Below are 26,582 nucleotides of genomic sequence, written 5' to 3' on the forward strand. Positions count from 1 at the left end.
CCCCGTCACTTCGCCTGCTGTGCGCGATCGCGAGCTTGCGCTTCGAGGATTTCGCGCACTGCCGCAACGATACCCTCTTCCTTGACCGTGACCTGCGCCGGGCGGCTTTCGCGCCAGGTCGTATTGTCTTCGATCTCTGCTGAAATACGCTTGCCCTCGATCAGATCCTTGATCTGAACTTCACCCGCTTCACGTTCCTGCGAACCCTGAATGATCACGCATGGCGCATCGCGACGATCCGCATATTTCATCTGCGCCTTCATGCCGGAACCGCCGACATACATTTCAGCGCGGATACCAGCCTGACGCAGCTGAGAAACCATCTTCTGATAGCCACCAAGGCTCTGTGCATCCTTGTCCATCACCAGCACAACAACCGGGCCAACAACATCGGACACATCGAGTTTGCCGAGGTTTTTCAGCGCCGTCATCAGGCGCGAAACGCCGATGGAGAAGCCGGTTGCAGGCACAGGTTCGCCACGGAAACGCGAAACCAGACCGTCATAACGACCGCCGCCGCCAACTGAACCGAACACGACCTTCTGGCCATCTTCGTTGGTCACATCGAACAGCAGTTCAGCTTCAAACACAGGGCCGGTGTAATATTCGAGACCACGCACCACCGATGGATCGATCTTCACGCGACCTTCATAGCCGCCAGCGTCAAACAGGGCTTCCATATCAGCAAGCTCTTTCACGCCTTCTTCGCCCTTGGCGTTACCTGCAACCACGGCCTGTAGATTGGCGATGGTTTCAGCGCCGGTCGCACCACCCGCAGCAGTAAAGGCCAGAACCTTTTCGACAGCCGCATCGTCAAGCAGCGCACCCTTGGTGAAGTCGCCGCTCTCATCAAGACGACCCTTGCCAAGCAGAAGACGCACGCCTTCAGCACCGAACTTATCGAGCTTATCGATAGCGCGCAGCACGTTAAGACGCTTGCCTGCATTTTCATCACCAGCAAGACCAATGGCTTCGAGAACACCGTCGAGAACCTTGCGGTTATTGACGCGGATGACATAATCGCCGCGTTGAATGCCTAGGCGCTCAATCGTATCAGCCATCATCATGCACATTTCGGCATCCGCTGAGACATTCGGCGCGCCAACCGTATCGGCATCGAACTGCATGAACTGACGGAAACGGCCCGGACCCGGCTTTTCGTTACGGAACACCCAGCCATTGCGATAGCTGCGATAAGGCTTTGGCAAGCTTTCGTAATTTTCAGCCACAAAGCGGGCAAGCGGTGCTGTCAGATCATAACGCAGCGACAGCCACTGCTCATCATCATCCTGAAACGAGAACACGCCTTCATTCGGACGATCCTGATCGGGCAGGAATTTTCCAAGCGCGTCGGTATATTCAATAAGCGGCGTTTCCACCGGCTCGAAACCATAAAGGTCATAGACTTCACGAATGGTTGCGGTCATTTTTTCAGTAGCGCGCAGATCATCTGGCACCCGATCGACAAACCCGCGCGGCAACCGCGCCTTCATCTTGTCCGCTTTATCGGCCATTTTCCCGCCTGCTCACTGATTTTGTTCACGTTATATCGGTAAAAAAACCGACAAATTCATTGCCGGTTTCCTAACGCATCAAAACGGGTGCGGCAAGTGCACGAGCGTGTTTAAAAGTGCTGATTACCGTGTTGCTATTGCAACCGCTGCACCGGCCATCATTCCAGCACTTGTGCGATTTGCAATCCGCATGGCGCGCGGGCTGCGCAAAAAACGCCGCGCCTGTGCTGCAAGCACGACCCAAGCCGTATCGACTGCCGCCAGAACCGCAAACATAACGAGCAGCAATTCAGCCCAGCCAACCACGGAAACATGGGTAATATCGATAACAGTTGGCAGGATCGCGATATAGAACACCATGATTTTTGGATTGCCGAGCGTGACTGCAAGCGCACTGAAAAACAGCTTCTTGGCCTCACCCTCACGCGGGATAGCATTCTCATCTGCCGTGGTCTCGACAGGTGCAATCCACATTTTCCATGCCAGATAGATTAGATAGGCGACGCCCAAATATTTGAGCACAAGGAACACAGTGTGAAAGCTGTTTGCAAGTGCCGAGAGGCCCCACACAGCGAGCGACAGCCAGATTGCATCGCCAAGCCAAAGGCCGAACATGAATGGAAACACGCCCTTATGGCCACGGCTGATAACGCGTGCGACCAGCGCACCGACATTTGGCCCCGGCGTACCTGCCGCGACAACCAGAATACCGGCAAAAACCACAAGCGATGTGAGATCCATTTTCGTCTCCTGTGGCGGCTTTTGCCAGAAAAATAATGGAACCGCAATCAGTGCTTTACAAAGGGCGATTAAACGTCAATCGAAGTTTTTCGACATGATCGCGGCAATGACAGCCCTCAATATGATCATTGACAAGCCCCATCGCCTGCATGAAAGCATAAACGGTTGTCGGACCAACAAAAGACCAGCCACGTTTCTTGAGGTCTTTTGAAATGCGGGTTGAAATAGCCGTCGTCGGATTGGCAATCAGGGTCGGATAATCGACCACTTGCGGACGATCTTCTGCTCCCGGCTCGAACGACCAGAAATAAGCCGCAAGCGATCCCTTTTCTCCAATAAGCTCGATTGCCCGCTTTGCATTGTTGATAGTCGAAACAATTTTGCCGCGATGACGCACAATGCCCTTATCTGCCAGCAGCCGTTCAATATCCGCATCGCCATAAAGAGCGACACGATGAAAATCAAACCCATCAAAGGCCGCGCGGAAATTCTCGCGCTTGCGCAAAATCGTCAGCCATGACAGCCCCGACTGAAACCCTTCAAGGCAGATTTTCTCAAACAAGCGCTTATCGTCAGCGACAGGAAAACCCCATTCATTATCGTGATAAGTGATGTAATCGGGCAGTTCCCCGGGCCAGAAACAACGCATTTTGCCGTCCGCACTGACGATCAACCCGGTCTTTTCCTGCACGCTGTCGCCCATCTCTATCCCCCTGAACTTTCATCAACTTTTAATCATGTCGCGCAACTTCGCGCTAACCACAACTTTAATTTGAAAGAAGCAGTCGCTGCAAACCCCGCAAAATTTACTTTTATGATTCCTTTGCACGGCACAATGAGACCATGAAATTCGGGGCCGTTCTCCTGACAGCTGATGTCAGGAGTGCGACGGGCAACCGCGTCAGCGCGAATGCAGGACGCAAAACAGACGGATTGGGCTTATGAAACCACGTCATCTGCTTTTAATTGGATCAATTGCAGCAATCACCGTTTCTATTGTCACGACCAGCATGGCTTTTGCGAACGATCGTTATGTGACCCAGCCGCCGGTTCGGGTCGATAGTGAAACGTCCCAGCGTTGGCTCGCTCAACTAGGCGGCCCTGCCGTGCGCGTTGTGCCGCAAGCCGAGGCCGCGCAGCCGCAAAAGCGCACTGTTGTGCGGCAAAAACAGCCGCCAAAAGCGCGCTATCAGAATGTCAGCCAGCAGCGCCCTACCGCTAATCCGGCGAAGGTCGTGCGCAAAAAGCAGCAGCTTGATCCAATGTTCCTGCCGCAGGTGGTTTCCTATTCCGGCGGCGAAAAACCCGGAACTCTCGTAATTGATACGAACAAGCGTTTTCTTTATCTCGTCGAAGGCAACGGTCAGGCGCGCCGCTATGGTATTGGCGTCGGCAAGCAGGGCTTCGGCTGGAAAGGCACACAGAAGGTAAGCCGCAAGGCCGAGTGGCCAACATGGACGCCACCAAAGGAAATGATCGCTCGCGAACGCAAGAAAGGCCGCATTCTGCCTGCGCAGATGAAGGGCGGCATTAACAATCCGCTTGGTGCACGTGCGCTTTATCTGGGTTCCACGCTGTACCGCATTCACGGCACCAATCAGCCTTGGACCATCGGCAAAGCCATGTCTTCCGGTTGTTTCCGTATGCGTAACGAAGATGTGAGCGATCTTTATGGTCGCGTCCCTGTTGGCACACGCGTGGTCGTTCGATAATTAAAACCCTTAATGGATCGCAAATTCAGGCCGTTGTCGCATAAAGTGACAACGGCCTTTTTGTCATCGAATTGAAATTTTTAGCGTTTTTATAGGAAAAGCGTCCGCCTTAACGCACAAAGGCAGACGAAAGGTCTTTCACTTTTCATGCGAACACCCATATGCTGTGCAAGCAAAATGAAGAGTATATATGTAAGAGGGAAGGACTGAACATGACCGTACCGGCGGTAAAACTGAACGACGGCAATCATATCCCGCAGCTCGGTTACGGTGTCTGGCAGGTTGGCAATGACGAGGCTGTCACGGCTGTCAGCGAAGCGCTGAAAGTAGGCTACCGGCACATTGATACTGCTGCCATTTATGGCAATGAAGAAGGCACCGGCAAGGCAATCAACGAATCCGGCATTGCCCGCAGCGATATTTATCTGACGACAAAGCTCTGGAATAAAGAACAGGGTTATGAGTCAACGCTCAAGGCTTTTGACGCCAGTCTCAAAAAGCTCGGCACGGATTATGTTGATCTTTATCTGATCCATTGGCCGCTGCCATCCAAAGACCTGTTCATGGACACATGGCGCGCTTTTATCAAAATTAAAGAAGAAGGCCGCGCGAAATCGATCGGTGTTTCGAATTTCCAAACAGCTGATCTTGAGCGTGTTCTAAAAGAAAGCGATGTTGTTCCGGTTATCAACCAGATCGAACTTCATCCGCAATTCCAGCAGGACGAACTACGGCTGTTCCACAGCAAGCATGACATTGCAACGGAAGCCTGGAGCCCACTCGGCCAGGGTACTATTCTGGAAAACCCGACGCTGAAAACGATTGCTGAAAAGCACGGTAAATCAGTCGCTCAGGTCATCCTGCGCTGGCATATCGAAACCGGCAATATCGTTATTCCAAAGTCGGTTACGCCAGCACGCATCAAGGAAAACTTCGAAGTTTTCGACTTCAGCCTCAATGGCACCGATCATGATGCAATCACCAAGCTGGACAAGACGGACGGTCGTATCGGCCCAAATCCCGCGACGTTCTCAGTGGTATAATCACAATAAAAAAGCCCGCCAAATGGCGGGCTTTTTTTTATCGTAGTAGCTTCAAGCTACCTGTCAACGAACGCACCCATTTTGATGGGCCTGCAATTCCCAGCCCGTCAATCACCTCGGTCGCAAGTTCCTTTTCAGGAAAAATCGCTTCATACTCGGCATAGACATGCAGCGAACGTGCAAAGGCGGGGAAAGCCACAACAGCCTGCCGCTCTTCAAAGTCGGCTGCTTTTAATGCAAGTGCCCGAATAGTTTCCCCATCAGCCTGAAGGATCGGCACCGGACGATCCGAGCTGATGTCGATTGCGACGCCGTTCTTATCGACCAGCTGTCGGGCGGCAATGACGGGCAGCTTTGCACCCAGCCCAATCGAAATCGCGCCAACCGTATTGGCGAGCAGCCCCAGCGGCAGTTCTGGATTAACAATAATTGCGAGACGTAAGTCTTCGTGCATGACGGCTCCTGAAACAGAAATTTCTCATCGAGAAGTACACCGATTCATGGGGGCAATCCTGCCTACCTATCCCGCCTGACATAGATTTATGGTAGATATTACCGGAAACAGTCGATTCTGAGGTAGATATACATGAGCACACTCGATCTATCTGACATCAGGATTCTCGACGCATTGCAGGAAGATGGACGCCTGACCAATCAGGCATTGGCCGACAAGGTTGGCATGTCCACCTCTCCAAGCTGGCGCAAAGTACGCAAGCTGGAAGAGGATGGAATCATTGCAGGCTACCGTGCAACGCTTGACCGCAAAGCCATCGGCCTCGGTGTGATGGCTTTTGTCCGCATCAAGATAGAAAGCCACAGCGAAGCGGAAGCCGAACAATTCGCCGCTGAACTGATGGGGCTTGAGGAAGTCATTACCTGTTACAGCATCGCCGGAGACGCTGATTTTCTGCTACAAGTCGTGTCGCATGACCTTGACACCTATGCAGATTTTGCCATGTCGACTTTACGCCGACTGCCCAGCATCAAGGAAATGCAGACCACTTTCGTGCTGAAAGAAACGAAGAGCTTCAAGGGCTTTCCGCTCAAACATACCCGGTCAGTGAGATAGGTCGCCTGAAAGCGCGGCAGGCTTTGGCCCACCATAGGCCCAGTCGAGCAATTCAATTGTATGCACAATCGGCAGCTTACTGCCTGTTGCGATCTGCGTCATACAACCAATATTGCCGGTCGCAATCAGATCGGCTCCGGTCGCCTCAATATTCCGAACCTTGCGATCGCGAAGTTTGGTCGCGACCTCCGGCTGCATAATATTGTAGGTGCCCGCCGAACCGCAGCAGAGATGCCCTTCCAATGGCTCTTTCACCGTGAAACCGGCCTTTGAAAGCAGGTCTTTCGGTTGACGCACAATCTTCTGGCCATGCTGCATGGAGCAAGCCGAATGATAGGCAACAGTCAGTACCTTCGGCTCTTCTGGTTGCGGCAGTTCGATGGTCGTCAAATATTCGGTAATATCCTTGGCAAGCGATGATACAAGCGCAGCTTTATCCTTATAGGCTGGGTCGAGCCGCAGCATATAACCATAATCCTTGATCGTCGTTCCACAGCCCGACGCTGTCACGATAATTGCATCGAGACCGCCTGTCTCAATTTCCCGCGTCCAGACATCGACATTGTGCCGGGCCTGATCGAGCGCCTGCTCTTCGCGCCCCATGTGGTGAACAAGTGAACCACAGCAGCCTTCATCCTTCGGTGCCACCACTTCAATGCCAAACCGATTGAGCAATCTCAGTGTTGCGGCATTGATGCCGGGATTAAGCACGGGTTGCGCGCAGCCATTCAGGATCGCAACACGCCCGCGCTTTTCGCCCTTGGCCACGCTTATTGGTAGAGGATCAGCTTTGGCGGGAAGATTTTGCGGTGCGAGTTCCAGCATGGCTGCGATAGGCTTCACGCTCGCGTTTTTCCGCATAAGCGGAGCAAATGGTCGCCCGAGTTTGGCGAGCTTGAGTGCAATCCGAAACCGGCCCGGATAGGGCAGAATCTGCGCCAGCACCCCGCGCAAAAAGCGGTTCATAAATGGACGCTTATAGGTCTTTTCGATATGCACACGCGCATGATCGACGAGATGCATATAATTGACGCCCGATGGACAGGTCGTCATGCAGGAAAGGCACGATAAACAGCGATCAACGTGGCGCACGACTTCTTCATCCGCCGGACGTCCGTTTTCGAGCATATCCTTGATAAGATAAATGCGTCCGCGTGGACTATCGAGTTCATTGCCAAGCGTCACATAGGTCGGACAGGTCGCCGTGCAGAAGCCGCAATGCACGCATTTACGCAGGATTTTATCTGCTTCGCTCACACCCGGATCGAGCAATTGTTCGGGGCTGAAATGGGTCTGCATGGCTCACGCTCCCGCCTGCTCAGGATACATACGTCCCGGATTAAGAATGTTCTCCGGATCAAACTGATGTTTCAGCCGCTGTGAAAGCGCTGAAAGTGCAGCCGGTTGCGGCTCGAACACATCCGTATTGGCGCGTAAAAATTCCGGTGCACGTATCAGCGTCGCGTGACCGCCGCCATATTTGGCGATCAGCTTCCGCAGTGTCTGCGCTTCAGGCTCGGCTTCCATGCGCATCCAGATCAAACCACCTTGCCAATCATAATAGGCATCGACCCCTGCATAGCGACGAAACTCATCAATCATACGCCAGCCTTGTTGTGGTGCCATTGAAACACGCCAGACTACGCGATTGTCACCAGCCTGCGCGTAGGGCAGCACATCGCGAACTTCTGTCCAAAGCTGTGTCGATTGAGGCTCATCAATGACGTCGATTGTCCCTGCCCGTCCAAGCAAGGTCTGTAATTGCTTGGCTCTATGCGCGACGGACGGCGCAAAACCTTCCAGCCTAAGAATGGTTGCAGCTTCCCAACCAAGCTTGCCGTCGAGAAAGCGATTGGCGACAGTGGGCGGCAAATGAGCGCTCGATGCCACTTCCTCGCGCGATCCCATCGCCATAGCCATGACGCGAGCAGCCTGCTCGTCATCCAGACCGCGAACAGCAAGCGTCACAGAAGTCTCCGGCTTGGGCAGAACCTTGAATGTAACTTCGGTTGCCACCCCCAGCGTGCCCCAGGAATTGGCCATGCCCTTGGAAAGATCGTAACCGGTGACATTCTTGACGACGCGTCCGCCAGATTTGAACAATTCACCCCGGCCAGAAACCACCCGCACACCCAGGATATGATCGCGCGCAGCGCCCGCCTTCAACCGACGCGGCCCCGACAGATTGGCAGCCAACACACCCCCAATTGTGCCGCGACCTGCTTCACCGCCAAGCAGCGGACCATAATCCATCGGTTCAAAATGAAAGCACTGATTGCTCGCCGCCAGCAATTTTTCAATTTCGGCAACAGGTGTACCGGCCTTCGCCGACAGCACCAGCTCATCTGGCTCATAGAGTGTTATGCCTGAAAGCTGCGACAAATCCAGAACATGCCCAGCCTGCACCGGGCGACCTATCCCACGCTTTGAGCCGTTGCCGATAATCTCCAGCGGCATTGATGTGCCGAGTGCCCACTGGACGGCTTCGACGACACCCAATTCATCCTGCGGTATTAAGGTATTTGCATCAGTCATTTTCATAACCACAGATCAGAAACGCGGAAGGTCGGGGAAGGCCAGCTCGCCGCGATGCACATGCATGCGGCCAAGCTCAGCACAGCGGCGCAATTGCGGAAAGACCTTGCCGGGATTGAGCAAATGCTTGGCATCAAACGCACATTTGACGCGCATCTGCTGGTCGAGATCTATTTCGTTGAACATCACCGGCATCAAATCGCGCTTTTCGATACCCACGCCATGTTCGCCGGTCAGCACACCGCCAACCTTCACGCAAAGGCGCAGGATGTCGGCACCGAAATCTTCCGCAGCCTCCAGCTCTCCGGGAATATTGGCATCATAAAGAATAAGCGGATGCAGATTGCCGTCGCCTGCATGAAACACATTGGCAACACGAAGCCCGTATCTTTCGGATAGCTCACGCATACCAGCCAACACACGCGGCAGTTCTTTGCGTGGAATGGTGCCATCCATGCAGAGGTAATCCGGCGAAATGCGCCCCACCGCCGGGAAAGCAGCTTTACGGCCAGCCCAGAAAGCCAGCCGCTGTTCTTCAGACTGCGAGAGCGTACAAGTCGTCGAGCCATTTTTCAGCGCGATGCTCTCGACCGCTCCGATCAAATGGTCAACTTCAATCGGTGGCCCATCGAGTTCGACGATCAGCAGTGCCTCGACATCAAGCGGATAGCCAACACGAACAAAGTCTTCGGCTGCGCGAATGGCAGGCCGGTCCATCATTTCCATACCACCCGGAATGATCCCTGCGCCGATAATATCGGCCACGCATTGCCCCGCCTGCTCACTCGATGGAAAGCCGACCATGACAGCACGCGCTGTTTCAGGCTTCTGCAGGATACGAACGGTGATTTCCGTCAACACCCCGAGCAGACCTTCCGAGCCGGTCATCAGCCCCAAAAGATCATAACCTTCGCTATCAAGATGCTTACCGCCAAGGCGCAGGACTTCGCCAGTTATCAGCACCATTTCAATGCCAAGCACGTTATTGGCGGTGAGACCATACTTCAGGCAATGCACGCCACCAGCATTCTCCGCAACATTGCCGCCAATCGAACAAGCAATCTGTGATGACGGGTCAGGCGCATAGTAAAAACCTTCATGCTCAACAGCTTTTGTAATGCCGAGATTCGTTACCCCCGGCTGTACGACTGCAACGCGATTGGGGTAGTCAATCTCGAGAATACTATTGAACCGAGACATAACAAGCAGTACGGCGTCTACCAATGGCATCGAACCACCGGAGAGCGATGTGCCAGCACCACGCGGCACAACGCGGATTTCGTTGTCATGACAATAGCGCAGAACCGCTGAGACCTGCTCGACGGTTTCCGGCAGAACAACGACCAGCGGCAGAGAACGATGCGCCGTCAGCCCATCGCTCTCAAACACCCGCATCGCGTTAACGCTATCGACAACGCCCTCACCCGGCACGATTGCTCTCAAATCGCGCACAATCTGCTCGCGGCGCCCAAGAACGGCAGCGCTTGGCTCCGGCATAATCAATCCGCTCATATGACCCTCCGCCCCAAGCCCTTTATTACTCGCGTTGATCAAGTGGTAATATTATTTTACCAATCGGCAAATGGCTAAACAGTTTTCACGCTGCGGCATAATCGCCTTGCGATCCCTTACGCGCCTCGGCTAGATGAGTCTCAGGACTATCCGCCGGGGAGAATTGGAAACTATCATGATGAGCAGTCTGGCCGATATGGAGATTTTCGCACGTGTTGTCGCAACCGGCAGCATGTCGGCAGCCGCACGCGATTTAGGACTGTCACCAGCAGTTGTTTCCAAAAGGCTGGGTCGCCTTGAAGAACGTCTCGGCACGCGGCTTTTGCAGCGAACAACCCGCCAGATTGCTTTGACCGAAGCAGGCCAAGGCTATTATGAACGCGTTCTCGGTATTCTCGGTAACATCGAAGAAGCAGAAGCCTTTGTCGCCCGACGCTCGGCCAATGCCCGAGGCACGCTGAAAATCTCCGCTCCCACCACTTTCGGACGTATGCATATTGCGCCTTATCTGGTGCCATTCATGCGCGCCAATTCCGACCTCACCGTCAATATGCAGCTTTCGGACGAGATGGTCGATATTGTCGGTGACGGTTATGATCTCGCCATTCGCATTGGCGAATTGTCCGACTCGACCCTTGTGGCCCGCCGTCTTGCACCTGTGCGGCGCATATTGGTGGCTTCACCGGCTTATGTTACTGAGCGCGGCACACCACAGGCAATTGAAGACCTCTCCCAACACATCTGCCTGGCGCCGCATAACAATGATCCTTGGCGGCTTGAAGGCCCAAAAGGTCCGATCACCATTCGTCCCGTCGGCCCACTTCAGACCAATTCGAGCGAGCTGGTGCGCGAAGCTGTGCTTGCAGGTCTTGGCATTGCGCAACGTTCAACATGGGATGTGGGGCCGGATCTTGCCGCTGGAAAGCTGGTGCAGGTATTGCCTGAATATGCGGCGTCACGAAATGTCGCTGTACATGCAGTCTATCCCTCAAAACAATTTTTGCCCGCCAAAGTGAGACTTTTCATCGACTATCTGGCCGATCTTTACGGCCCTGTTCCCTATTGGGAAAGCGGCAGCACTCCACAAGGCATATCTAAATAATAGACGGAGCGGACATGATTGCGTATGAACGCGGTCCGGCTCGAATACCAATGCGCTGAGATGCTACCGCATCACGCATTGAAAAAATTCAATCGCCGCTCAGGCTTAACCAAAGCCCGATGAGTTTCACTCAACGGGCTTTGGTATAAGGCATTAGCCTAAACCACGGCCAAAGAAAATTAAGGAATGAAAATGAACAAAGCTCCCCGCCTTATTCTAGCACTCGTCACCGCCGTTATCGTTGGCTGCGGCTTTATGTTTTACGACAAGTCGCGCGGGGCTGAATGGGTTGTCTCTCCCCAGCAGATCGAGCAGGCAAAAGCTGAAGGAAAAACAGGCTTTGAAAGCCGTCCGGGTACTGTAACCGTGCTTCCAATCCGCAGTGAAACTGCCGATGTACTGCCTTTCAAATGGGCGATGTTTGGCCTTGTCGCCGGTCTGGTTGTTTTCGTGAGAACCCGCAAGCGTAAGACTGCCTGATAACAGACTTCAACGTTCCAAACCCCGGATGCATCGCTTCCGGGGTTTTTGTTTATGCGTTTCAGAGAAACGTTGCCGTAACCTCCGCTTGGAGCTAGTTTGCGACCATGACCGAACCAGTGTTTTCCCGCATTCTCGCAAGCCGTACGGCAGATGATGTCGTGCATCAGATCGAGAGCCTGATCCTTGAAGGTGTTCTGCGCGGTGGCGATAAGCTTCCGGGTGAGCGCGACCTTGCTCTACAGCTCGATATTTCACGCCCTATCCTGCGCGATGCGCTGAAAAGACTGGAAACAGCAGGCCTTCTCACATCACGTCATGGTGGCGGAACTTTTGTCGCCGATGTCATCGGACCGGTTTTCAGTCCGCCTGTTGTAAAGCTTTTTGCAGAACACCGAAAGGCAACGACCGACTATCTCGAATATCGTCGTGAGATCGAAAGCATTGCTGCCGAATATGCAACGCTGCGCGCAACTTCTGCCGATAAAGCGTTGCTTACCGAAATCATGACCGCAATGGAAGACGCTAATAGCGCCAACGATCTTGATACAGGTGCTCAGCTTGATGTCGAGTTTCACAATGCCATTGGCGAAGCCGCGCACAATATCGTTCTGCTGCATACATTGCGCTCCTGCTATCAGTTACTCAAAGACGGTGTTTTCTACAATCGAAGCCTGATTTACAGCTATCCCGGCGTGGCTGACATGCTGCTGTCACAGCATCGCGCCATTTACGACGCTGTGATTGCAGGCAACCCGCAAGCAGCACGCGAGGCGGTGAAAAAGCATATCCGGTTTGTCGAACAGGCAACCAACGACCGCGAACTCAACGACGAGCGTGAGCGCGTATCGCGACTGCGCTATCGTCAGCGCGCTGGAAAAGACGTGAAAGAGAGCGGCGATTCATGAGTGGCCTTACCCTAAAGGATGCGAAAGGCCCGGAAGGTATCCGGCTTTACGCCATTGGCGACGTGCATGGTCGCCTCGACCTTTTGCAGGATATGCATGGGCTGATCCGCGCCGATATTGACCGTAATCCAACGCATGACTGGCGCATCATTCACCTTGGCGATTATATCGACCGAGGACCGAATTCCAAAGGTGTGATGGATTTTCTGATTCATGCCTCAACGCACGATCCCCGCATTCTCTCGCTGCTCGGCAATCATGATGATGGCTTCCTGCATTATCTTGCAACGGGGGACACAACCGGTATTTTTGCCGATCATGGCGGCAGTGACACCGCACTTTCTTATGGCGTTGAGGTTGATTTTAACGACCCTCAATCAGCAGCGAGCGCATATAAACATCTTATGCAGACGGTTCCACACGCCCATATAGACTATATTCACGCCATGCCGCGTTCATTGAGCTTTGGAGATTTCTTTTTCTGCCATGCCGGCATCAATCCCGCTTTGCCACTCGACGCACAAGACCCGGATGAACTGATCTGGATCAGAACGCCTTTCCTTAAATGGACCGATCCATTGGAAAAGGTCATTATTCACGGACATACGCCGCAAAGTGCAGTCGACGTGCAGCCCAATCGGGTCAATCTCGATACTTATGCCTGGAGAAACGGGAAGCTGTCGGCCATCGTTATCGAAGGTCTGGAAAAGTATTTTCTGGAGGCGACCGGTCCAGCCGCCGCTCCTTAAAATTAACGCGCGCTGGAAATGCCGTAGCCGTCGGTGGAAGTCATGCTGTTACCAGCATCGACTGTGAAAATGCCAACGGCCATGAACACGATCGCAGAAATCATCAGGACGGTGAGAAGTGCGGCATGCTTAGCGGTCATGATCGAAAACTCTTTTGAAGGCTACCAGGGTTCTGGAAACCGAGCTTTCATAGGGCCAAGGCTTGCACCTTGTCCGACCATTTCCCGCCCGGAACGAGGCCCCAGTTACACCTGAAAAAAGTTACCCGCAACTGAACGCGGGAGCTACAATTGTCTCTTTCCAAGGGAAAAGTCCAAATGCTTTGCGGCTGTGGCAAAGTCGCAACGGATTAACCCAGCATGTCTCCCAAAAGTGGGAACCGGTTTCGGGGTAAAGACATGCGTAAAAGCAAAAAACGAAAGCCTGTTGCAGCACCAACCTAATGCGACACGCTTTAGATGACATTGATCCAAGCCCTCGCAAGAGCAGCTCCGGCACTATCGGCAGCAACACCTGACCGCTCTAAGTTTGCTGGAAATTGAACCGCCCATTCAGGATCGAAACCGGCAATGAAATCTCTTAATGATTCACTCCATTCGGTGACCAGCTTGCTATCAGCTTCGAAATGAAACTGTGTGCCATAGACCGCACGTCCAATCCGATAAGCCTGATGCGCCGTCATATCGCTGACCGCCATATGAACGCCACCTTCGGGCAGCGAAAATGTATCGCGATGCCAGTGAAAAATCGGAAAGGCTGAGCCTGCCGCAGCAAGCACTGGATCGCTTTTGCCTTCTTCGGTCAGGCGCACTTCATGCCAACCGAATTCCATGGGCCGATCCAAAATATTCTCACCACCATAAGCGCGCGCGACAAGCTGACTGCCAAGGCAAATACCAAGCAAGGCCTTATCTTTATCACCAAAAGCGCGAATGAGTTTGAGCAGATCAGGGAAGTAAGGGCATTCGCCATCCGCAAGCGCGTTCTGTTCGCCGCCCAACACAATAAGCGCCTGATGGTCGCTGTCATCGCGTGGCAGCGCATCGCCGCGATAGACATGCCGAAGATCAATCGAATATCCCGCTTCAATCAGTAAAGGCTCAATCTGTCCAAGACCTGAATCGGGATAATTCTGAATGACCAATATGCTCATTACCAAGCTCCGATAGCGCTAATTTGAGTAGGTTGCTAACACGAAAAAAGCCCGGATGACAGCCGGCCTTCCTTCTGATTATCAGTTGACAACTGTTACACTGACCGTTCGGCCCGCAACCAGATGAACGTCTTGCGGCACATCTTCCAGTTTCACCCGCACCGGCACGCGTTGCGCAAGACGCACCCAGTTGAATGTGGGTGAAACATTAGCAAGCAGGCTTGTGGAATCCGTGCGCTCGCGATCTTCAATGCCGCCCGCAATGCCTTCGACCTTGCCCCTGAGCTGTATCTTACTGCCCATCACGTCAACCACGACCGGATCACCAATCTGGATACGCTCAAGTTTGTTTTCCTCGAAATAGCCCGACACATAATAGGAATCGGTATCGACCAGCGCTGTCACGGCAGAACCAGTGGTTACGTAATCGCCCGGCTGTAGTGAGAAATTGGTGATCAAGCCATTAACCGGCGCCTTGACCGAAGAACGCTCCAGATTGAGAGAAGCCAGATCACGATCAAGCTCGGCCTGACGATAGGTCGCTTCGGCCTGCATCGTCGTTGTCTCGATCTGTTCCATCTTCTGCTGCGTCACAGTCGTGTCGTTGAGTTTGTGATAGCGGGTGAGATCGCGATTGGCCATATCCAGCGCTGCTTTGCTACTGGCAAGCTTTGCTTCGGCCTGCTGCAGCGCAAGCTTATAGCGTGCCTGATCAATGCGGAAAATCACATCACCCTTTTTGACGTCCTGATTATCATGAACCAGAACTTCACTCACAAGACCCGCAACATCAGGCGCAATACGCACCACATCAGCGCGAATTTTACCATCGCGCGTCCATGGCGCATTCATATAATAATCCCAAAGATGCCAGCCAAGCAGCCCTGCCACTGTTACCATGACAAGGGTCAGGAAAACCCGGCCGGAATGTGCAAAGAGCTTTTTCATAGCGGTATTCCATTCAAAATTACAGCACTCACGCCGAGAATGCAGAAGTACATGGCGGCATCAAACAAGGGTCTGTGCCAGACAAAACGATAGAAGCGGACATGCGCCAGAAGGCGCTGCATCAACGAATTAGCGAAGTAGGCACCGAGCGCCAGCACAGCCAGCGTCGGTAGATAAATTCCGTAGATGTCGAGTTCGGGTCTCATAATTTTCAAATCTCCATCTATGCCGCCTGCGGCAGCTCAAGCCGACGCTGAGGCGGAAGCGCAAAAGGCGGCGCTTTTGGAAAAAGGTTGAAGCGCAGGCCAACCAATGCAATGCGCGGCCTTTTGGCGATGGCTGGCGAACCGCTTTCAATAATCGCGGTAATGGCGCTATCGATTGAGCCAAGCAGTTCCGCATCAATTTCGTTGCGTGTATCCAAGCTCGCTTCACGCGACAGCGCACGATAATGCGCACCCACGCCATCCAGCACCCGGTCCACCGCTTCACGGCAAAGTTCAGGCAATTTCAGACGATATTGCTGCAGGTCGATTGTGTTCATGCCGTTGCGCAGATCACGCAGCAGATCCACCTTGGCAATATCGGCAGACGGTATCAGTGCAAGGCGCGGTGTCATCATGCCGATACGGTCGATCATTTTGAGCAAAAGACCATTCATGCGCTGACGACGATGGCGTCCTGGCTGAAGTTCGGTTGCAAACACAATATCCTTCCAACCAGCTCTCACCAGACGGCGAACACTCCATTCAGCACCAACCGAGCGAACAATTGACGTCACAACCGCTGCAATGGTGATGCCCAGAACGGTTGCCAGATTGACATTGGCGAAGCTTGCAAAATCATGCGTCAGATGGCCTTGCAGCATCAACATGTTCGGCAAATTCACACAAAGCACCATGCCAAGCAGAAACTGCGATGGAATTGCCAGCAGCAGACCGGCTGGGATCAGAAACAGTCCCAGCACCAGAACGAGCGGGAAGAAACCGTCGACCAGCGGTAGCAATGCAAACTCAAACACGAAAGCAGCCACGATTACGATAAGCAACAACCAGCTGAATTTGCGCATGACCGGAACCGGATCGTCCATGGCTGCAAAAATACAGCAGAAGATACCCGCCATCATGGCAGCCGCACTGCCCTGTGACCAACCTGTCGCAATCCAGAATGCAGTTGCGATACAGGTGGCAAGAAAGGCCGAGAAGCCGGAGAGAAATGCCATGCCATAGTCTCTGTGCTGCGGACGGCGCTTGAGATGGGCATCGTAACGACGCCAGCGCAGCGAGTGACGCGAACCTGAAACAATATCCTGACGCAGTGTGATGCAATCGCTCCAGATCTGAGCCAGATCGCGCACACGTGCTGCCAGATTAAACGGCAGCAATTCGTCCCAGCTTTCGGCATTCCTGCCGTGACTTTCGATTTCTTCGACATAGCCAAGCAATCTAGCCCGGCGCTGCTCCGTCAGCTCGCTGCCGCTTTCAAGCCAGTCGCAGGCCTCATCCAGAAGCTTCTGAACTGCAGGATGCCATGGCTTTTCGCCCTCACCCGGTTTGAGGATGAGAACATCATGCAGGCTTGAAACAATCGGCAGAACAGCGACCATGCGCTGCTGCAACACGTGCAGAAGTCTTCCGACATCGCGTATAGACGAAGTGTCATAGGCCACATGCGTCGTCAGATTGCGCAGTTCCAATGCATCCGCAGCCAGTCGCTGGCGATCACGCAGAAACTCGGGACTATCACCATCACCACGCAGCGCGGCTACTGCAAGCTTTGAACCATCACGCAGCCAGGTATCGACACGCGCAACGATGACCGGTCCACTATGGCGTGGAAAAACCAGGCGATTGACGAGTGCTGCACAAATGATCCCGATTGCAATTTCTTCAACACGGCCCATAGCATAGCTGAAAGTCGTTTCAGGCGCCGAAACAACAGCAAAACTAGCAATGGCGACGGTGTACCCCGCCAGCATGAAAAGATAGCTGCGTGGCGTCCCATCAAGCAGGCTGATTGCAAGACACAGCCCCATCCAAAGACCGATGGCTAAAGTGAGTATCTCAGGAGAATTAACCAGATGCGGCACGAACAGGATCGTGACCGCGCCGCCGATAATTGTACCGATGAGACGATAAAAGCCCTTCGATGTTGTCGCACCCGAAAGCGGATGCGCAACGATATAGACGGCTGCCACCGACCAATAGGGATTAGGCAGGTCTGCCAGAAGCGCAATCCATAGCGCAAGCATGGCGGCCGCAAAGGTCTTCAGCGAGAAGACCACGTCCCAAAATCGTGGCAATGTTTCAGCGGGCTCGATCATCGGTTTTTCGAATGTTTGTTGAATTGGTCTGTTCAGGAAGGCTGGTTCTGAAATTTCTCATGCAGCTTACGCAGCACATCCATGGCGACATCCACTGCGTCGGGATCAAGGTCGCCAAGAAATGCGGTCCGCAATCGCGTTGCAGCTTTCTCAATCTTGGCAGCGATAGCACGCCCCTCATCCGTCAACTGAATAAGCCTGACGCGACGGTCACTATCATCCGCAATGCGCCGGATCAGATTTTCGCGTTCAAGTTCATCGACAACGCGCACAATTGTAGCACCTTCAATGCCAACACGTTCAGCAAGCACACCTTGTGGAATGCAATCACCGTGCCGCAGCAGCGTCATAAGCGGAATGGCTTTGGCATCCGAAAGACTATGTTCCGCCATTGCCGTATCAAAGGCTTTTCGCCAAGCGCGAGAATTTGCTGAAAGCAATGGCGCGAACTCGATCCATTCCTGTTTCATAATTTAAGTTCCATTCAAATAGATAGGTTCATATCTATATGGATGCAATCTTATCTGTTTCCAATAGTTTTTTGATAGGTTCAATTAATTGTGTACCTGCCCACTGCAACGCACAGGAAGTGACCAAAGCGCTTGACCATCGGCCGTGCCCTCTGTCATCGATGCAATCATGCGCGCGAATTATAAAATGCAGAGACTTTATATTGAGGGTAGCCTTGGCGATGGTGCTAGCGTGGAAGCCCCAACGCAGGCCGCCCATTATCTCACCCATGTACTGCGGTTAAAAGACGGCGACGAACTGCTTGCCTTCAACGGACATGACGGTGAATGGAAGATGCGGCTACGCCCGGAGGGCAAGAAGCGGTTGTTTCTGGAGGCGATTGAGCGAACCCGCCCACAACCTGCGCCGTACGATCTCATCTATTGTTTCGCACCGCTAAAACAAGGGCGCCTCGACTATATGGTGCAGAAGGCCGTCGAAATGGGCACTGGCATTTTGCAACCCGTCATTACCCAGCATACGCAGGTGCCAAAGCTTGGAACGGACCGCATTAAGGCAAACGCGATTGAAGCTGCTGAACAATGCGGCGTGCTGGCAATCCCGGAATGTCGCGATGCATTGCGCTTTGACCGCTTTTTGGAACAATGGGACCAGTCGCGCCGCCTGATCTTCTGCGATGAAGGCCATGAGACTGATGATCCTCTGACCATTCTGAGCAATCTCAAGCCTGCGCCTTATGCGGTACTGATCGGTCCTGAAGGCGGATTTTCCGACACAGAGCGCCAGCAATTGCGCAGCCTGCCTTTTGTAACCGCCATTCCACTTGGGCCCCGGATTTTGCGCGCCGATACGGCAGCTGTTGCCGCCCTGACGCTCGTGCAAGCAATATTGGGCGACTGGAAAACACCGGCATGATTTCAAGAAAATTCAATCTTCAATGAAATTGACTTGCGTGATTTGACAAATTTGTCCAATCACGCTGACAAAGACAAATTCGACCAGGGACAATATGCATGGCGCGCGACACGACCGATGAAACAGCACTCACAAGTGTTGAAGAACTCGCAGCCTATCTTGCTGAAGGCTCGAAGCCTAAAGATGCATGGCGCATCGGCACCGAGCACGAGAAATTTCCTTTCTACGTCGCGAACAACAGCCCTGTTCCTTATGATGGACCACGCGGTATCAAGGCTATTCTCGAGGGCATGCAAGCCATGCTCGGATGGGAACCGATCATTGATGAGGGCAATATCATCGGCCTCGTTGAACCGACCGGACAGGGTGCCATTTCGCTTGAGCCGGGTGGTCAGTTTGAATTGTCGGGTGCACCGCTCTCTTCGATTCACCAGACATGCCGCGAAGTGAATGCGCATCTTTCGCAGGTTCATGAAATTGCCGAACAGCTCGGCATTCGTTTCCTTGGACTTGGCGGCAGCCCTAAATGGACCTTGGCAGAAACCCCCGTAATGCCGAAGTCGCGCTATAACATCATGAGCAACTACATGCCGAAAGTCGGGCATGAAGGCCTGGACATGATGTATCGCACATCAACCATTCAGGTTAATCTCGACTTCAGCTCCGAAACTGATATGCGCCGTAAGATGCAGGTTTCGATGAAATTGCAGTCAATTGCGACAGCGCTCTTTGCAAGCTCACCCTTCACCGAAGGCAAGCCTAACGGCCTGCAATCGTGGCGCTCCGACATATGGCGCGACACCGACAACCAGCGTTCCGGTGTGCTGCCATTCGTGTTTTCAGAAAATTTTGGCTTCATCGATTACGTTGAATGGGCGCTCGACGTTCCGATGTATTTCATCCTGCGTGACGGTCACTATCACGACTGCACGCATGTCACCTTCCGCCAGTTTATGAATGGCGCATTGAAGGGTGAAGTCAGCGATCCGGTGCCGAATATGGGCGACTGGACCAATCATCTTTCGACGCTTTTCCCGGAAGTTCGCTTGAAGCGCTTCCTCGAAATGCGTGGTGCTGACGGTGGCCCATGGCGTCGTATCTGCGCCCTGCCTGCTTATTGGGTTGGCCTGCTTTATGATGATGAAGCGCTCAGTGCCGCAGAAGATCTAACCAAAGACTGGACCTATGAAGAGGTTCTGGCGCTGCGCAATGATGTGCCCGCAAAGGCGCTCAATGCATCTTTCCGTGGCAAACCTGTCGCGCAAATCGCGCGCAAGACGCTGGAAATTTCCCGCCTTGGTCTGCTTAACCGTAAGCAATTGAATGGCGATGGTTTCGACGAAACACATTTCCTTGCACCGCTTGAAGAAATCGTCGCGGCAGGCATTACCGATGCGGAGCGTATGCTCAAAGCTTACAACAGTGTATGGGCGGGTTCGGTCGAACCGATCTTCCTTGAATACGCTTACTAGGCGCTAAAACCGGTCGAACTTATCTTCAGTCGCAACCAGCGATGCGCCGGGTCGCTTTCCCGGCGCTTATGCCATATCTGTACAAACGGTATCGGGGGCATTGCCACAGGCACAGGCAAGACGATCAGGTCGTCATCCAGACGCAGATTGTGGACCGCTCCCCGCGCTATCGTCAAAATAAGGTCGGTACCGACGATTAGCTGTGGTGCAACGCCCCAGTGTGGAACAACGATAGCGATATGTCGCGTAAGTCCGGCACTTTTCAAGCTCTCTTCAATCTCGGTCGGCGCATCGCCGCGCACTGCAACAAGCGCATGCGGGCGTGCAAGATATGTTTCAACATCCAAGATCCGACCCTCCATGCTCCGTCGATCGAGCAAGCAAACATATTCATCTTGCATGAGGATGTCGGCTGCAACCTGTGAAGGCAGATGAGGAAATACACCAAAGCCCAAATCAATCTCACCGTCCAGAATGCGTGCGATCATGCTTTCACGGCTGAACTGGCTGACCGTCAGATCAATGCCCGGTGCAGATTTGCGTAAGTCCCTTACAAGCTCTGGTAGCAAAATACTGCCGCCATAATCGGACATGGAAAGGTGAAAACGGTGTTGCGTGCTTGCAGGGTTAAAGCCGTGCGGACCAAGCACACTGCGTATACCTGTCAAAATCTCCGCAAGTGGCTTCATCATCTGCGTTGCTTTGATCGTCGGGACAAGACCGGCGCCCTGCCGAATGAGCAACGGATCATCGAATAAGTCTCGTAAACGCGCCAGCGCATGGCTGACTGCTGGTTGGCTCATATTGAGCCGCGCCGCTGCACGTGAGACATGGCGCTCTGTTAGAAGCGCATCCAGAACCACAAGCAGATTCAAGTCGACACTGCGTAGATTATTCATCTTATGCATATTTATCTCTGTAATATGAACTTCAAATTCACGCTATCTATATCTAAGTTCGAGCTTGAGAAATATAGAAAAGGCTAGTTTTATGCAGGCTCAGGGATCGCTCACGTTTTTAATCGCCGCCCTTATCGCAGGTGCGGTTGTACCATTTCAGGCTGGAGCAAATGCTGCATTGGGACGCGCACTCGGCCATCCTTTATGGGCAACTGCTGTTTCATTGCTCATCAGTATAATCTGCATTTTACCTGTAATGCTGGCGTTGAAAATCTCAATGCCGACTTTCGGGAGTTTGTCGGATCAGCCGAAATGGATATGGATAGGCGGAGTTGCCGGTGTTCTCTACATCACGGCCGCCATCCTGTTGGCTCCCAAACTCGGTGCTGCCGGGTTCATGACAGCCGTTATTGCCGGGCAGCTCATAGCATCGGTGTTAATCGACTATTTTGGCATAATGGGCTTTGCCAGCAAGGACATCACAGCGTCACGTCTTATTGGCGTTTCACTTGTAGGCCTCGGTGTCGTCGTGATGCAAGGCCCGTCACTGTGGCGAGGTGCTCAAACAATTGCTGCAGCGTCGGGTGGCAACTAAAGCGCTCACCGTTTTAGTTAAATCATATGAAACGCTCTAATCAGCTTTTTTTAAAAACATCTTGTCCGACAAACGTCTCACACCTTTCGGGATATGTTCTGGAACACAGAAAGCAAAAGGGCGCGGTAAATGCGCCCTTTTCATTAATCAGCTTGTAACCTGTGTGCCTTTACTCATATCCGGAATGACCACAATCGTGCTGCCATCGCGCACGTTGTTATAAAGATCAATCACATCCTGATTGAGCAAGCGGATACAGCCGGAAGACACAGCCTTGCCGATACTCCATTCTTCCGATGATCCATGGATACGATAAATCGTATCGCGCCCATCTTTATGAATATAAAGCGCTCGGGCACCAAGTGGATTTTTCAACCCCGGAGGCATGCCGCCATTGGCAATGCTGTAAGGCTGCAATTCCGGCTGACGCGCCACCATTTCATCGGGCGGCGTCCAACGCGGCCATTCGCGCTTATAGGCAATCTTCGCACGCCCTGCCCATGAAAAGCCATCACGACCAACCCCGATCCCATAGCGCATCGCACGACCATTGCTGCGCACATGATAGAGATATTTGTTTGGCGTATCGACGATGACCGTGCCCGGGACTTCATTTGTGAAATAATCAACTTCCTGCCGCCAGAATACCGGATCGACCTTAGCAACATTAACTGCAGGCAGCGGAAATTGCTCATAAGGCATGGCGTGATACATCGGAGGAACAGCGCGCACGGGAGCAGCCACTTTGGCAGGCGCTGGCTGCTGCGCAGTCGAAACACAGCCCGATAATGCAACCGCACTGGCGCCGATCAAAAAAGCGCGACGGCTCGTGACGCCCTTCGGCAGTAGCGGCACGCCACTGCCTTCGGAAAATTTACGCGACATTCAAAAACTCTTTCATCTTCACCACTTGAAGCAACATGCATTTCCATTGCGAACGCATGTCATCGAATATGTGCCGAGAAAAAAGAAACCAAACTTAAGTCAGCCTTAAGAAAACAGCGCGATCTGCAACTTACGCATTTTCTTGAGTGAGGATGAAGCGATCAAAGAGCAAGTGTTGCTAAAATAGCGACCCCTGTCCGCCGGGACGCGACGATGACGTTTTTCGCGTCGCGCCCTTCGCTGATGATGTCTCAGGTCCATTTCCGGCCGTTACCGACACATCTCCATCACGGAAGCGGATCGACAGTGCATCGCCTTCGGACACATTTTCCGCCTGTTTGATCGGTGTGCCTTGCACATCAAAAACAACTGCGAAACCGCGATCGAGAACGCTTTCATAAGAAAGTGTGCGCATGAGCCGTTCCAGCTCCTGCCCGCGCCGCTTGGTGCGTTCAATTAGCAGACTGATAGCCTGATCACGGCGACGATCAAGCTGTTCAACCGCAGTCTTAGCCAGTGTTGCACGCCGCAGCACTGGTTCCGGCGTCAATCTTTCAGAACGTCTTGCAAAAGCAACCCTCCTTTCACGCAAGAATACTTCCAGCGCACGCGGCAATCGCTGCGCAAGCAGCTTCATATGACGCTTTTGCTCATCAAAACCACGTTGCAGCAATCGGGGTGACAATTGCCGCGCGCGACCTTCAAAATGAACACGCTTCTTTTGGGTATTCACAAAAAGTCCGCGTGTCAGACGCGACGCAGCCTCATCAAAACGACGGCGCGGCAGTGCAAGCAACTGATCTGCAGAAGGCAGAGCGCGACCCGCCGCGCGATAAGACTGACGTTTCAGGTCTATAAACCGCGACATGGCAGAGGAAAGGCGCGCAGAAAGCGCTGCAAGATTTGCCAACAGATCGGCTTTGACAGGTACCGCCATTTCAGCAGCACCAGTCGGCGTTGGAGCACGCACATCTGCCGCCAAATCAATCAACGTCCAGTCTGTTTCATGACCAACCGCCGAAATCACCGGAATATGCGACGCCGCAACAGCACGCACGACGATTTCGTCATTAAAGCCCCAGAGGTCTTCAAGACTGCCGCCGCCACGCGCCACAATCAGCACATCAGGCCGGGCAATCATGCCATCTTCCGAAAGCGCGTTGAAACCTTCAACCGCTGCGGCCACTTCTGCGGCACTTGTTTCGCCCTGCACACGCACAGGCCAGACAATCACATGCAGCGGATAACGATCTGAAATGCGATGGATAATATCGCGAATGACCGCACCTGTCGGCGATGTCACCACGCCAATCACCCGCGGCATGAACGGCAGAAGCTGCTTTGCAGCCGGATCGAACAGACCCTCCGCCGCAAGCCTGCGCTTGCGCTCTTCAAGCAGCGCCATCAAGGCGCCAGCGCCCGCCGGTTCCATCTGCTCGATGACGATCTGATATTTGGAAGAACCCGGATAGGTGGTCAGCTTGCCGGTGACAATGACCTCCATCCCCTCTTCCGGGCGAAAGCGTAAGCGGCCCATAGAGCCGCGCCAGATCACAGCCTCAAGCCGCGAACGATCATCTTTGAGCGCAAAATAGGCATGTCCCGACGAATGCGGGCCGCGATAGCCGGAAATCTCTCCGCGCACACGCACATGCGAAAACGTATCCTCTACCGTGCGCTTCAAAGCGCCGGAAATCTCAGAAACACTATATTCCGCTACATTGGAAGCGGTGCCGTTTGGATCAGAATCGGAACCCATGCTCATCCCATCATAGGCCATCAGCAATCAAATCGCGTCAACGGGTCAAGACGCCGCCGTTGACGCTTATGCACCATCACCATCCTGGCAACAATTCGTTGCTGCGGACACGGCGTGTGCGAACGGAAGGAAAGGATGCAATTTCGGCAGAAGCTATTGCAACAGGAGCCGGCGAAGAAATATTATCAAGACTTTCAATAATATGCTGTGCCAACGCATCAACGATTGCATTCTGCTTGGTGTGACCGCGCATAATGCCTATGCCAAATTCCGGCAAGGTGCCGAAGCCATCCGCCTCACCCAAGACCCGCATTCCAGGCCGTAACGCGCATTCCGGCAAAACGGAAACCGCAAGCCCCGAAAGCACTGCCGCAGCAAGAACCGTAGCAGACCAGCTTGTAATGATAATACGATAATCACGCCTTGCCTGTTCCAATACGTCAATCGCGGCATGACGCCAGATACAGGTCGGGCGGCCCACAGCAAGGGGCAACATCGCCTCTTCATGCACGGCATGATTGGCCGATGTCACCCACAAAAGCGGCTCGGTGCGCACGACTTCGGAGCGGCGTTTGTCATCGCATTGCGTCACAAGCGCAATATCAAGCGTTCCCCGGCGGATCATCTCATCGAGATTGACCGTCGGCTCACAAACCACCGATAGTTCAACACGCGGATTTGAACGCGCAAAGCGCGCCATGATTTCCGGCAGAAACCGATCAGCATAATCATCTGGCGTGCCGATGCGGACATGGCCTTCCAACTGCGTATCGTCAAAAGCAGCCATTGTCTCGCCATTCAGTAGAAGCATGCGACGCGCATAAAGCAGCAACCGCTCACCATCTTCGCTTAATCTATTGATGCGGCCATCGCGCTCAAACAGAGGCTTTCCGATGCGCTCCTCAAGACGGCGCATCTGCATGGAAACCGCTGACTGCGTTTTAAAAACAGCGTCGGCCGCTTTGGTAAAACTACCCGTATCGGCGATGGCAATGAAGGTCTGCAACTGGTCGAGATCCAAAGGCGCACTCATCAGAACCATCCATCATAATTATTGAACTGTTACATTAAAAACATTCGTTGGAATAATCAATTGCGATATTGGATAAAGCCGATGTCGCAGAGAATGGAGACGCGAAAGCGAATGATCTGACGATAGCAACATTATGACGACGCGCGCTTGAAGGAGAGCGGCAATGACAGCGATCAGCAAGACCACCATGACACATTTACCGGCAACGAGTGCAACGACCGTCGCTCTCAAGCAAATGGTACAAACCGTGTTTACGTCGGTTATGCGTCGCTGGACGCTTTTCCGAAACCGACGCCATGTGCTTCTCCTCAATGAGCTCGATAATTATCTACTCAAAGACATCGGGCTCCAGAGGGAGGACATTTATACGGCGACCCACAAACGCGGGAACGATGATCCGACACGCGTTCTGGCCGCCCTTGCAGATGCGCGCTTGCACGTTGAGGCCACCCGCCACATCTGCTGACCTAAGCATTGCCGCAAAGCTACGTGAGCGGCTTTACGGGGCACAATGGGGCAATACAAATAGTTAGAGCATTTGGTGCAACTCAGTCAAAATAGAAAAGTGCTCTAACATCTTTTATTTAAAGCATAATCTTATCGGTCCTCGTTCCACTCCGATAGGACTTATACTCTGACCATCTGGCAGGCGCCACCTTCACAGCCGGGTCCCCTCTCGGCCAGCCTGCTCTCTTGCCCGGCTTGCATCTTTGCTGCCGGGCTTTTTTTGGCACTGTTACTTTAACGTGAGTGCCGACGTAACT

28 protein-coding genes are annotated in these 26,582 nt (G+C 53.2%); 11 read left to right on the forward strand and 17 right to left on the reverse strand.

What is annotated here, in order from left to right:
• Positions 1–5 precede the first annotated feature (5 nt).
• From hisS to CEV31_RS19880, 3 genes are all read right to left on the reverse strand, one after another.
• On the reverse strand, positions 6–1,514 hold the full coding sequence (hisS, locus tag CEV31_RS19870) for a histidine--tRNA ligase (RefSeq protein WP_094509850.1): 1,509 nt from the start codon (positions 1,512–1,514) through the stop codon (positions 6–8).
• Positions 1,515–1,637: 123 nt separating this feature from the next.
• Positions 1,638–2,255 carry a LysE family translocator gene (locus CEV31_RS19875; protein ID WP_094509852.1) on the reverse strand — a complete coding sequence of 206 codons (618 nt, stop codon included), beginning with the start codon at positions 2,253–2,255 and terminating at the stop codon, positions 1,638–1,640.
• A gap of 55 nt (positions 2,256–2,310) precedes the next feature.
• Entirely contained in the window at positions 2,311–2,958 is a 648-nt protein-coding gene (locus CEV31_RS19880; RefSeq protein ID WP_094509854.1) for a DNA-3-methyladenine glycosylase I, read from the reverse strand.
• Positions 2,959–3,196: 238 nt separating this feature from the next.
• Between CEV31_RS19880 and CEV31_RS19885 the strand changes: the two genes are divergently transcribed.
• Positions 3,197–3,967: a L,D-transpeptidase gene (locus CEV31_RS19885; protein WP_094509856.1), complete on the forward strand. Its 771-nt coding sequence runs from the start codon at positions 3,197–3,199 to the stop codon at positions 3,965–3,967.
• Positions 3,968–4,179: 212 nt separating this feature from the next.
• Positions 4,180–5,010, forward strand: a complete 831-nt coding sequence (locus CEV31_RS19890; protein WP_094509858.1) for an aldo/keto reductase — start codon at positions 4,180–4,182, stop codon at positions 5,008–5,010.
• A gap of 37 nt (positions 5,011–5,047) precedes the next feature.
• Here CEV31_RS19890 and CEV31_RS19895 read toward each other — a convergent pair whose 3' ends face one another.
• Positions 5,048–5,464 carry a DUF2000 domain-containing protein gene (locus CEV31_RS19895; RefSeq protein ID WP_094509860.1) on the reverse strand — a complete coding sequence of 139 codons (417 nt, stop codon included), beginning with the start codon at positions 5,462–5,464 and terminating at the stop codon, positions 5,048–5,050.
• A gap of 132 nt (positions 5,465–5,596) precedes the next feature.
• Here CEV31_RS19895 and CEV31_RS19900 point away from each other — a divergent pair, with 132 nt between their 5' ends.
• Positions 5,597–6,079: an Lrp/AsnC family transcriptional regulator gene (locus CEV31_RS19900; protein ID WP_094509863.1), complete on the forward strand. Its 483-nt coding sequence runs from the start codon at positions 5,597–5,599 to the stop codon at positions 6,077–6,079.
• On the opposite strand, the gene glcF is transcribed toward CEV31_RS19900, so the two are convergent.
• The 3 genes from glcF to CEV31_RS19915 are packed head-to-tail and all read right to left on the reverse strand — an operon-like array spanning position 6,068 to position 10,126.
• The gene (gene glcF, locus CEV31_RS19905; RefSeq protein ID WP_094509865.1) at positions 6,068–7,378 is read right to left on the reverse strand and encodes a glycolate oxidase subunit GlcF; all 1,311 of its coding nucleotides are present in this window, start codon (positions 7,376–7,378) and stop codon (positions 6,068–6,070) included. The genes CEV31_RS19900 and glcF overlap by 12 nt on opposite strands.
• 3 nt (positions 7,379–7,381) lie before the next feature.
• Positions 7,382–8,614 (reverse strand): glycolate oxidase subunit GlcE, encoded by a 1,233-nt coding sequence (gene glcE / locus CEV31_RS19910; protein WP_094509901.1) that lies wholly within the window; start codon positions 8,612–8,614, stop codon positions 7,382–7,384.
• A gap of 15 nt (positions 8,615–8,629) precedes the next feature.
• The gene (locus CEV31_RS19915) at positions 8,630–10,126 is read right to left on the reverse strand and encodes an FAD-linked oxidase C-terminal domain-containing protein (protein WP_094509867.1); all 1,497 of its coding nucleotides are present in this window, start codon (positions 10,124–10,126) and stop codon (positions 8,630–8,632) included.
• Between the two features lie 175 nt (positions 10,127–10,301).
• On the opposite strand from CEV31_RS19915, the gene CEV31_RS19920 reads away from it, so the two are divergent.
• From CEV31_RS19920 to CEV31_RS19935, 4 genes are all read left to right on the forward strand, one after another.
• Positions 10,302–11,228, forward strand: coding sequence for a LysR family transcriptional regulator (locus CEV31_RS19920; protein ID WP_094509869.1), 927 nt, complete (start codon positions 10,302–10,304; stop codon positions 11,226–11,228).
• Between the two features lie 192 nt (positions 11,229–11,420).
• Positions 11,421–11,708 carry a hypothetical protein gene (locus CEV31_RS19925; protein WP_094509903.1) on the forward strand — a complete coding sequence of 96 codons (288 nt, stop codon included), beginning with the start codon at positions 11,421–11,423 and terminating at the stop codon, positions 11,706–11,708.
• 107 nt (positions 11,709–11,815) lie between these two features.
• Positions 11,816–12,616, forward strand: a complete 801-nt coding sequence (locus CEV31_RS19930) for an FCD domain-containing protein (protein WP_094509871.1) — start codon at positions 11,816–11,818, stop codon at positions 12,614–12,616.
• Positions 12,613–13,365: a metallophosphoesterase gene (locus CEV31_RS19935; RefSeq protein WP_094509873.1), complete on the forward strand. Its 753-nt coding sequence runs from the start codon at positions 12,613–12,615 to the stop codon at positions 13,363–13,365. Before CEV31_RS19930 ends, CEV31_RS19935 begins: the two co-directional genes overlap by 4 nt.
• Before the next feature lie 2 nt (positions 13,366–13,367).
• Here the strand turns inward: CEV31_RS19935 and CEV31_RS21190 are convergent, their stop codons facing one another.
• The 6 genes from CEV31_RS21190 to CEV31_RS19960 form a co-directional block, all read right to left on the reverse strand.
• Positions 13,368–13,505 carry a hypothetical protein gene (locus CEV31_RS21190; RefSeq protein WP_007877997.1) on the reverse strand — a complete coding sequence of 46 codons (138 nt, stop codon included), beginning with the start codon at positions 13,503–13,505 and terminating at the stop codon, positions 13,368–13,370.
• A gap of 314 nt (positions 13,506–13,819) precedes the next feature.
• Positions 13,820–14,518, reverse strand: a complete 699-nt coding sequence (locus CEV31_RS19940) for a type 1 glutamine amidotransferase (protein ID WP_094509875.1) — start codon at positions 14,516–14,518, stop codon at positions 13,820–13,822.
• Between the two features lie 81 nt (positions 14,519–14,599).
• A complete protein-coding gene (locus tag CEV31_RS19945; protein ID WP_094509877.1) occupies positions 14,600–15,466 on the reverse strand; it encodes an efflux RND transporter periplasmic adaptor subunit in 867 nt (288 codons plus the stop codon).
• Complete coding sequence (locus CEV31_RS19950) at positions 15,463–15,672, reverse strand: DUF1656 domain-containing protein (protein ID WP_094509879.1); 210 nt, start codon at positions 15,670–15,672, stop codon at positions 15,463–15,465. Before CEV31_RS19950 ends, CEV31_RS19945 begins: the two co-directional genes overlap by 4 nt.
• A 17-nt stretch (positions 15,673–15,689) precedes the next feature.
• The gene (locus CEV31_RS19955) at positions 15,690–17,789 is read right to left on the reverse strand and encodes an FUSC family protein (RefSeq protein WP_094509881.1); all 2,100 of its coding nucleotides are present in this window, start codon (positions 17,787–17,789) and stop codon (positions 15,690–15,692) included.
• A 32-nt stretch (positions 17,790–17,821) separates the two neighbouring features.
• Positions 17,822–18,259, reverse strand: coding sequence for a MarR family winged helix-turn-helix transcriptional regulator (locus CEV31_RS19960; RefSeq protein WP_094509883.1), 438 nt, complete (start codon positions 18,257–18,259; stop codon positions 17,822–17,824).
• 169 nt (positions 18,260–18,428) lie between these two features.
• On the opposite strand from CEV31_RS19960, the gene CEV31_RS19965 reads away from it, so the two are divergent.
• Both CEV31_RS19965 and CEV31_RS19970 read left to right on the forward strand, forming a co-directional pair.
• A complete protein-coding gene (locus CEV31_RS19965) occupies positions 18,429–19,175 on the forward strand; it encodes a 16S rRNA (uracil(1498)-N(3))-methyltransferase (RefSeq protein ID WP_094509885.1) in 747 nt (248 codons plus the stop codon).
• A gap of 98 nt (positions 19,176–19,273) precedes the next feature.
• Positions 19,274–20,647 carry a glutamate--cysteine ligase gene (locus CEV31_RS19970; RefSeq protein WP_094509887.1) on the forward strand — a complete coding sequence of 458 codons (1,374 nt, stop codon included), beginning with the start codon at positions 19,274–19,276 and terminating at the stop codon, positions 20,645–20,647.
• Here CEV31_RS19970 and CEV31_RS19975 read toward each other — a convergent pair.
• The gene (locus CEV31_RS19975; protein ID WP_094509889.1) at positions 20,644–21,555 is read right to left on the reverse strand and encodes a LysR family transcriptional regulator; all 912 of its coding nucleotides are present in this window, start codon (positions 21,553–21,555) and stop codon (positions 20,644–20,646) included. The genes CEV31_RS19970 and CEV31_RS19975 overlap by 4 nt on opposite strands.
• Before the next feature lie 82 nt (positions 21,556–21,637).
• Here CEV31_RS19975 and CEV31_RS19980 point away from each other — a divergent pair, with 82 nt between their 5' ends.
• Positions 21,638–22,141 carry a DMT family transporter gene (locus CEV31_RS19980; protein ID WP_094509891.1) on the forward strand — a complete coding sequence of 168 codons (504 nt, stop codon included), beginning with the start codon at positions 21,638–21,640 and terminating at the stop codon, positions 22,139–22,141.
• A gap of 147 nt (positions 22,142–22,288) precedes the next feature.
• Here CEV31_RS19980 and CEV31_RS19985 read toward each other — a convergent pair whose 3' ends face one another.
• The 3 genes from CEV31_RS19985 to CEV31_RS19995 form a co-directional block, all read right to left on the reverse strand.
• Positions 22,289–23,026, reverse strand: a complete 738-nt coding sequence (locus tag CEV31_RS19985; RefSeq protein ID WP_094509893.1) for a L,D-transpeptidase — start codon at positions 23,024–23,026, stop codon at positions 22,289–22,291.
• 178 nt (positions 23,027–23,204) lie between these two features.
• Entirely contained in the window at positions 23,205–24,785 is a 1,581-nt protein-coding gene (gene xseA, locus CEV31_RS19990) for an exodeoxyribonuclease VII large subunit (protein WP_094509905.1), read from the reverse strand.
• A gap of 76 nt (positions 24,786–24,861) precedes the next feature.
• Positions 24,862–25,818 (reverse strand): LysR substrate-binding domain-containing protein, encoded by a 957-nt coding sequence (locus tag CEV31_RS19995; RefSeq protein WP_094509907.1) that lies wholly within the window; start codon positions 25,816–25,818, stop codon positions 24,862–24,864.
• 163 nt (positions 25,819–25,981) lie between these two features.
• Between CEV31_RS19995 and CEV31_RS20000 the strand changes: the two genes are divergently transcribed.
• Positions 25,982–26,284: a DUF1127 domain-containing protein gene (locus tag CEV31_RS20000; protein WP_094509895.1), complete on the forward strand. Its 303-nt coding sequence runs from the start codon at positions 25,982–25,984 to the stop codon at positions 26,282–26,284.
• Positions 26,285–26,582: the final 298 nt, after the last annotated feature.

Source organism: Brucella thiophenivorans (assembly GCF_002252445.1).
Taxonomy (GTDB): Bacteria; Pseudomonadota; Alphaproteobacteria; order Rhizobiales; family Rhizobiaceae; genus Brucella; species Brucella thiophenivorans.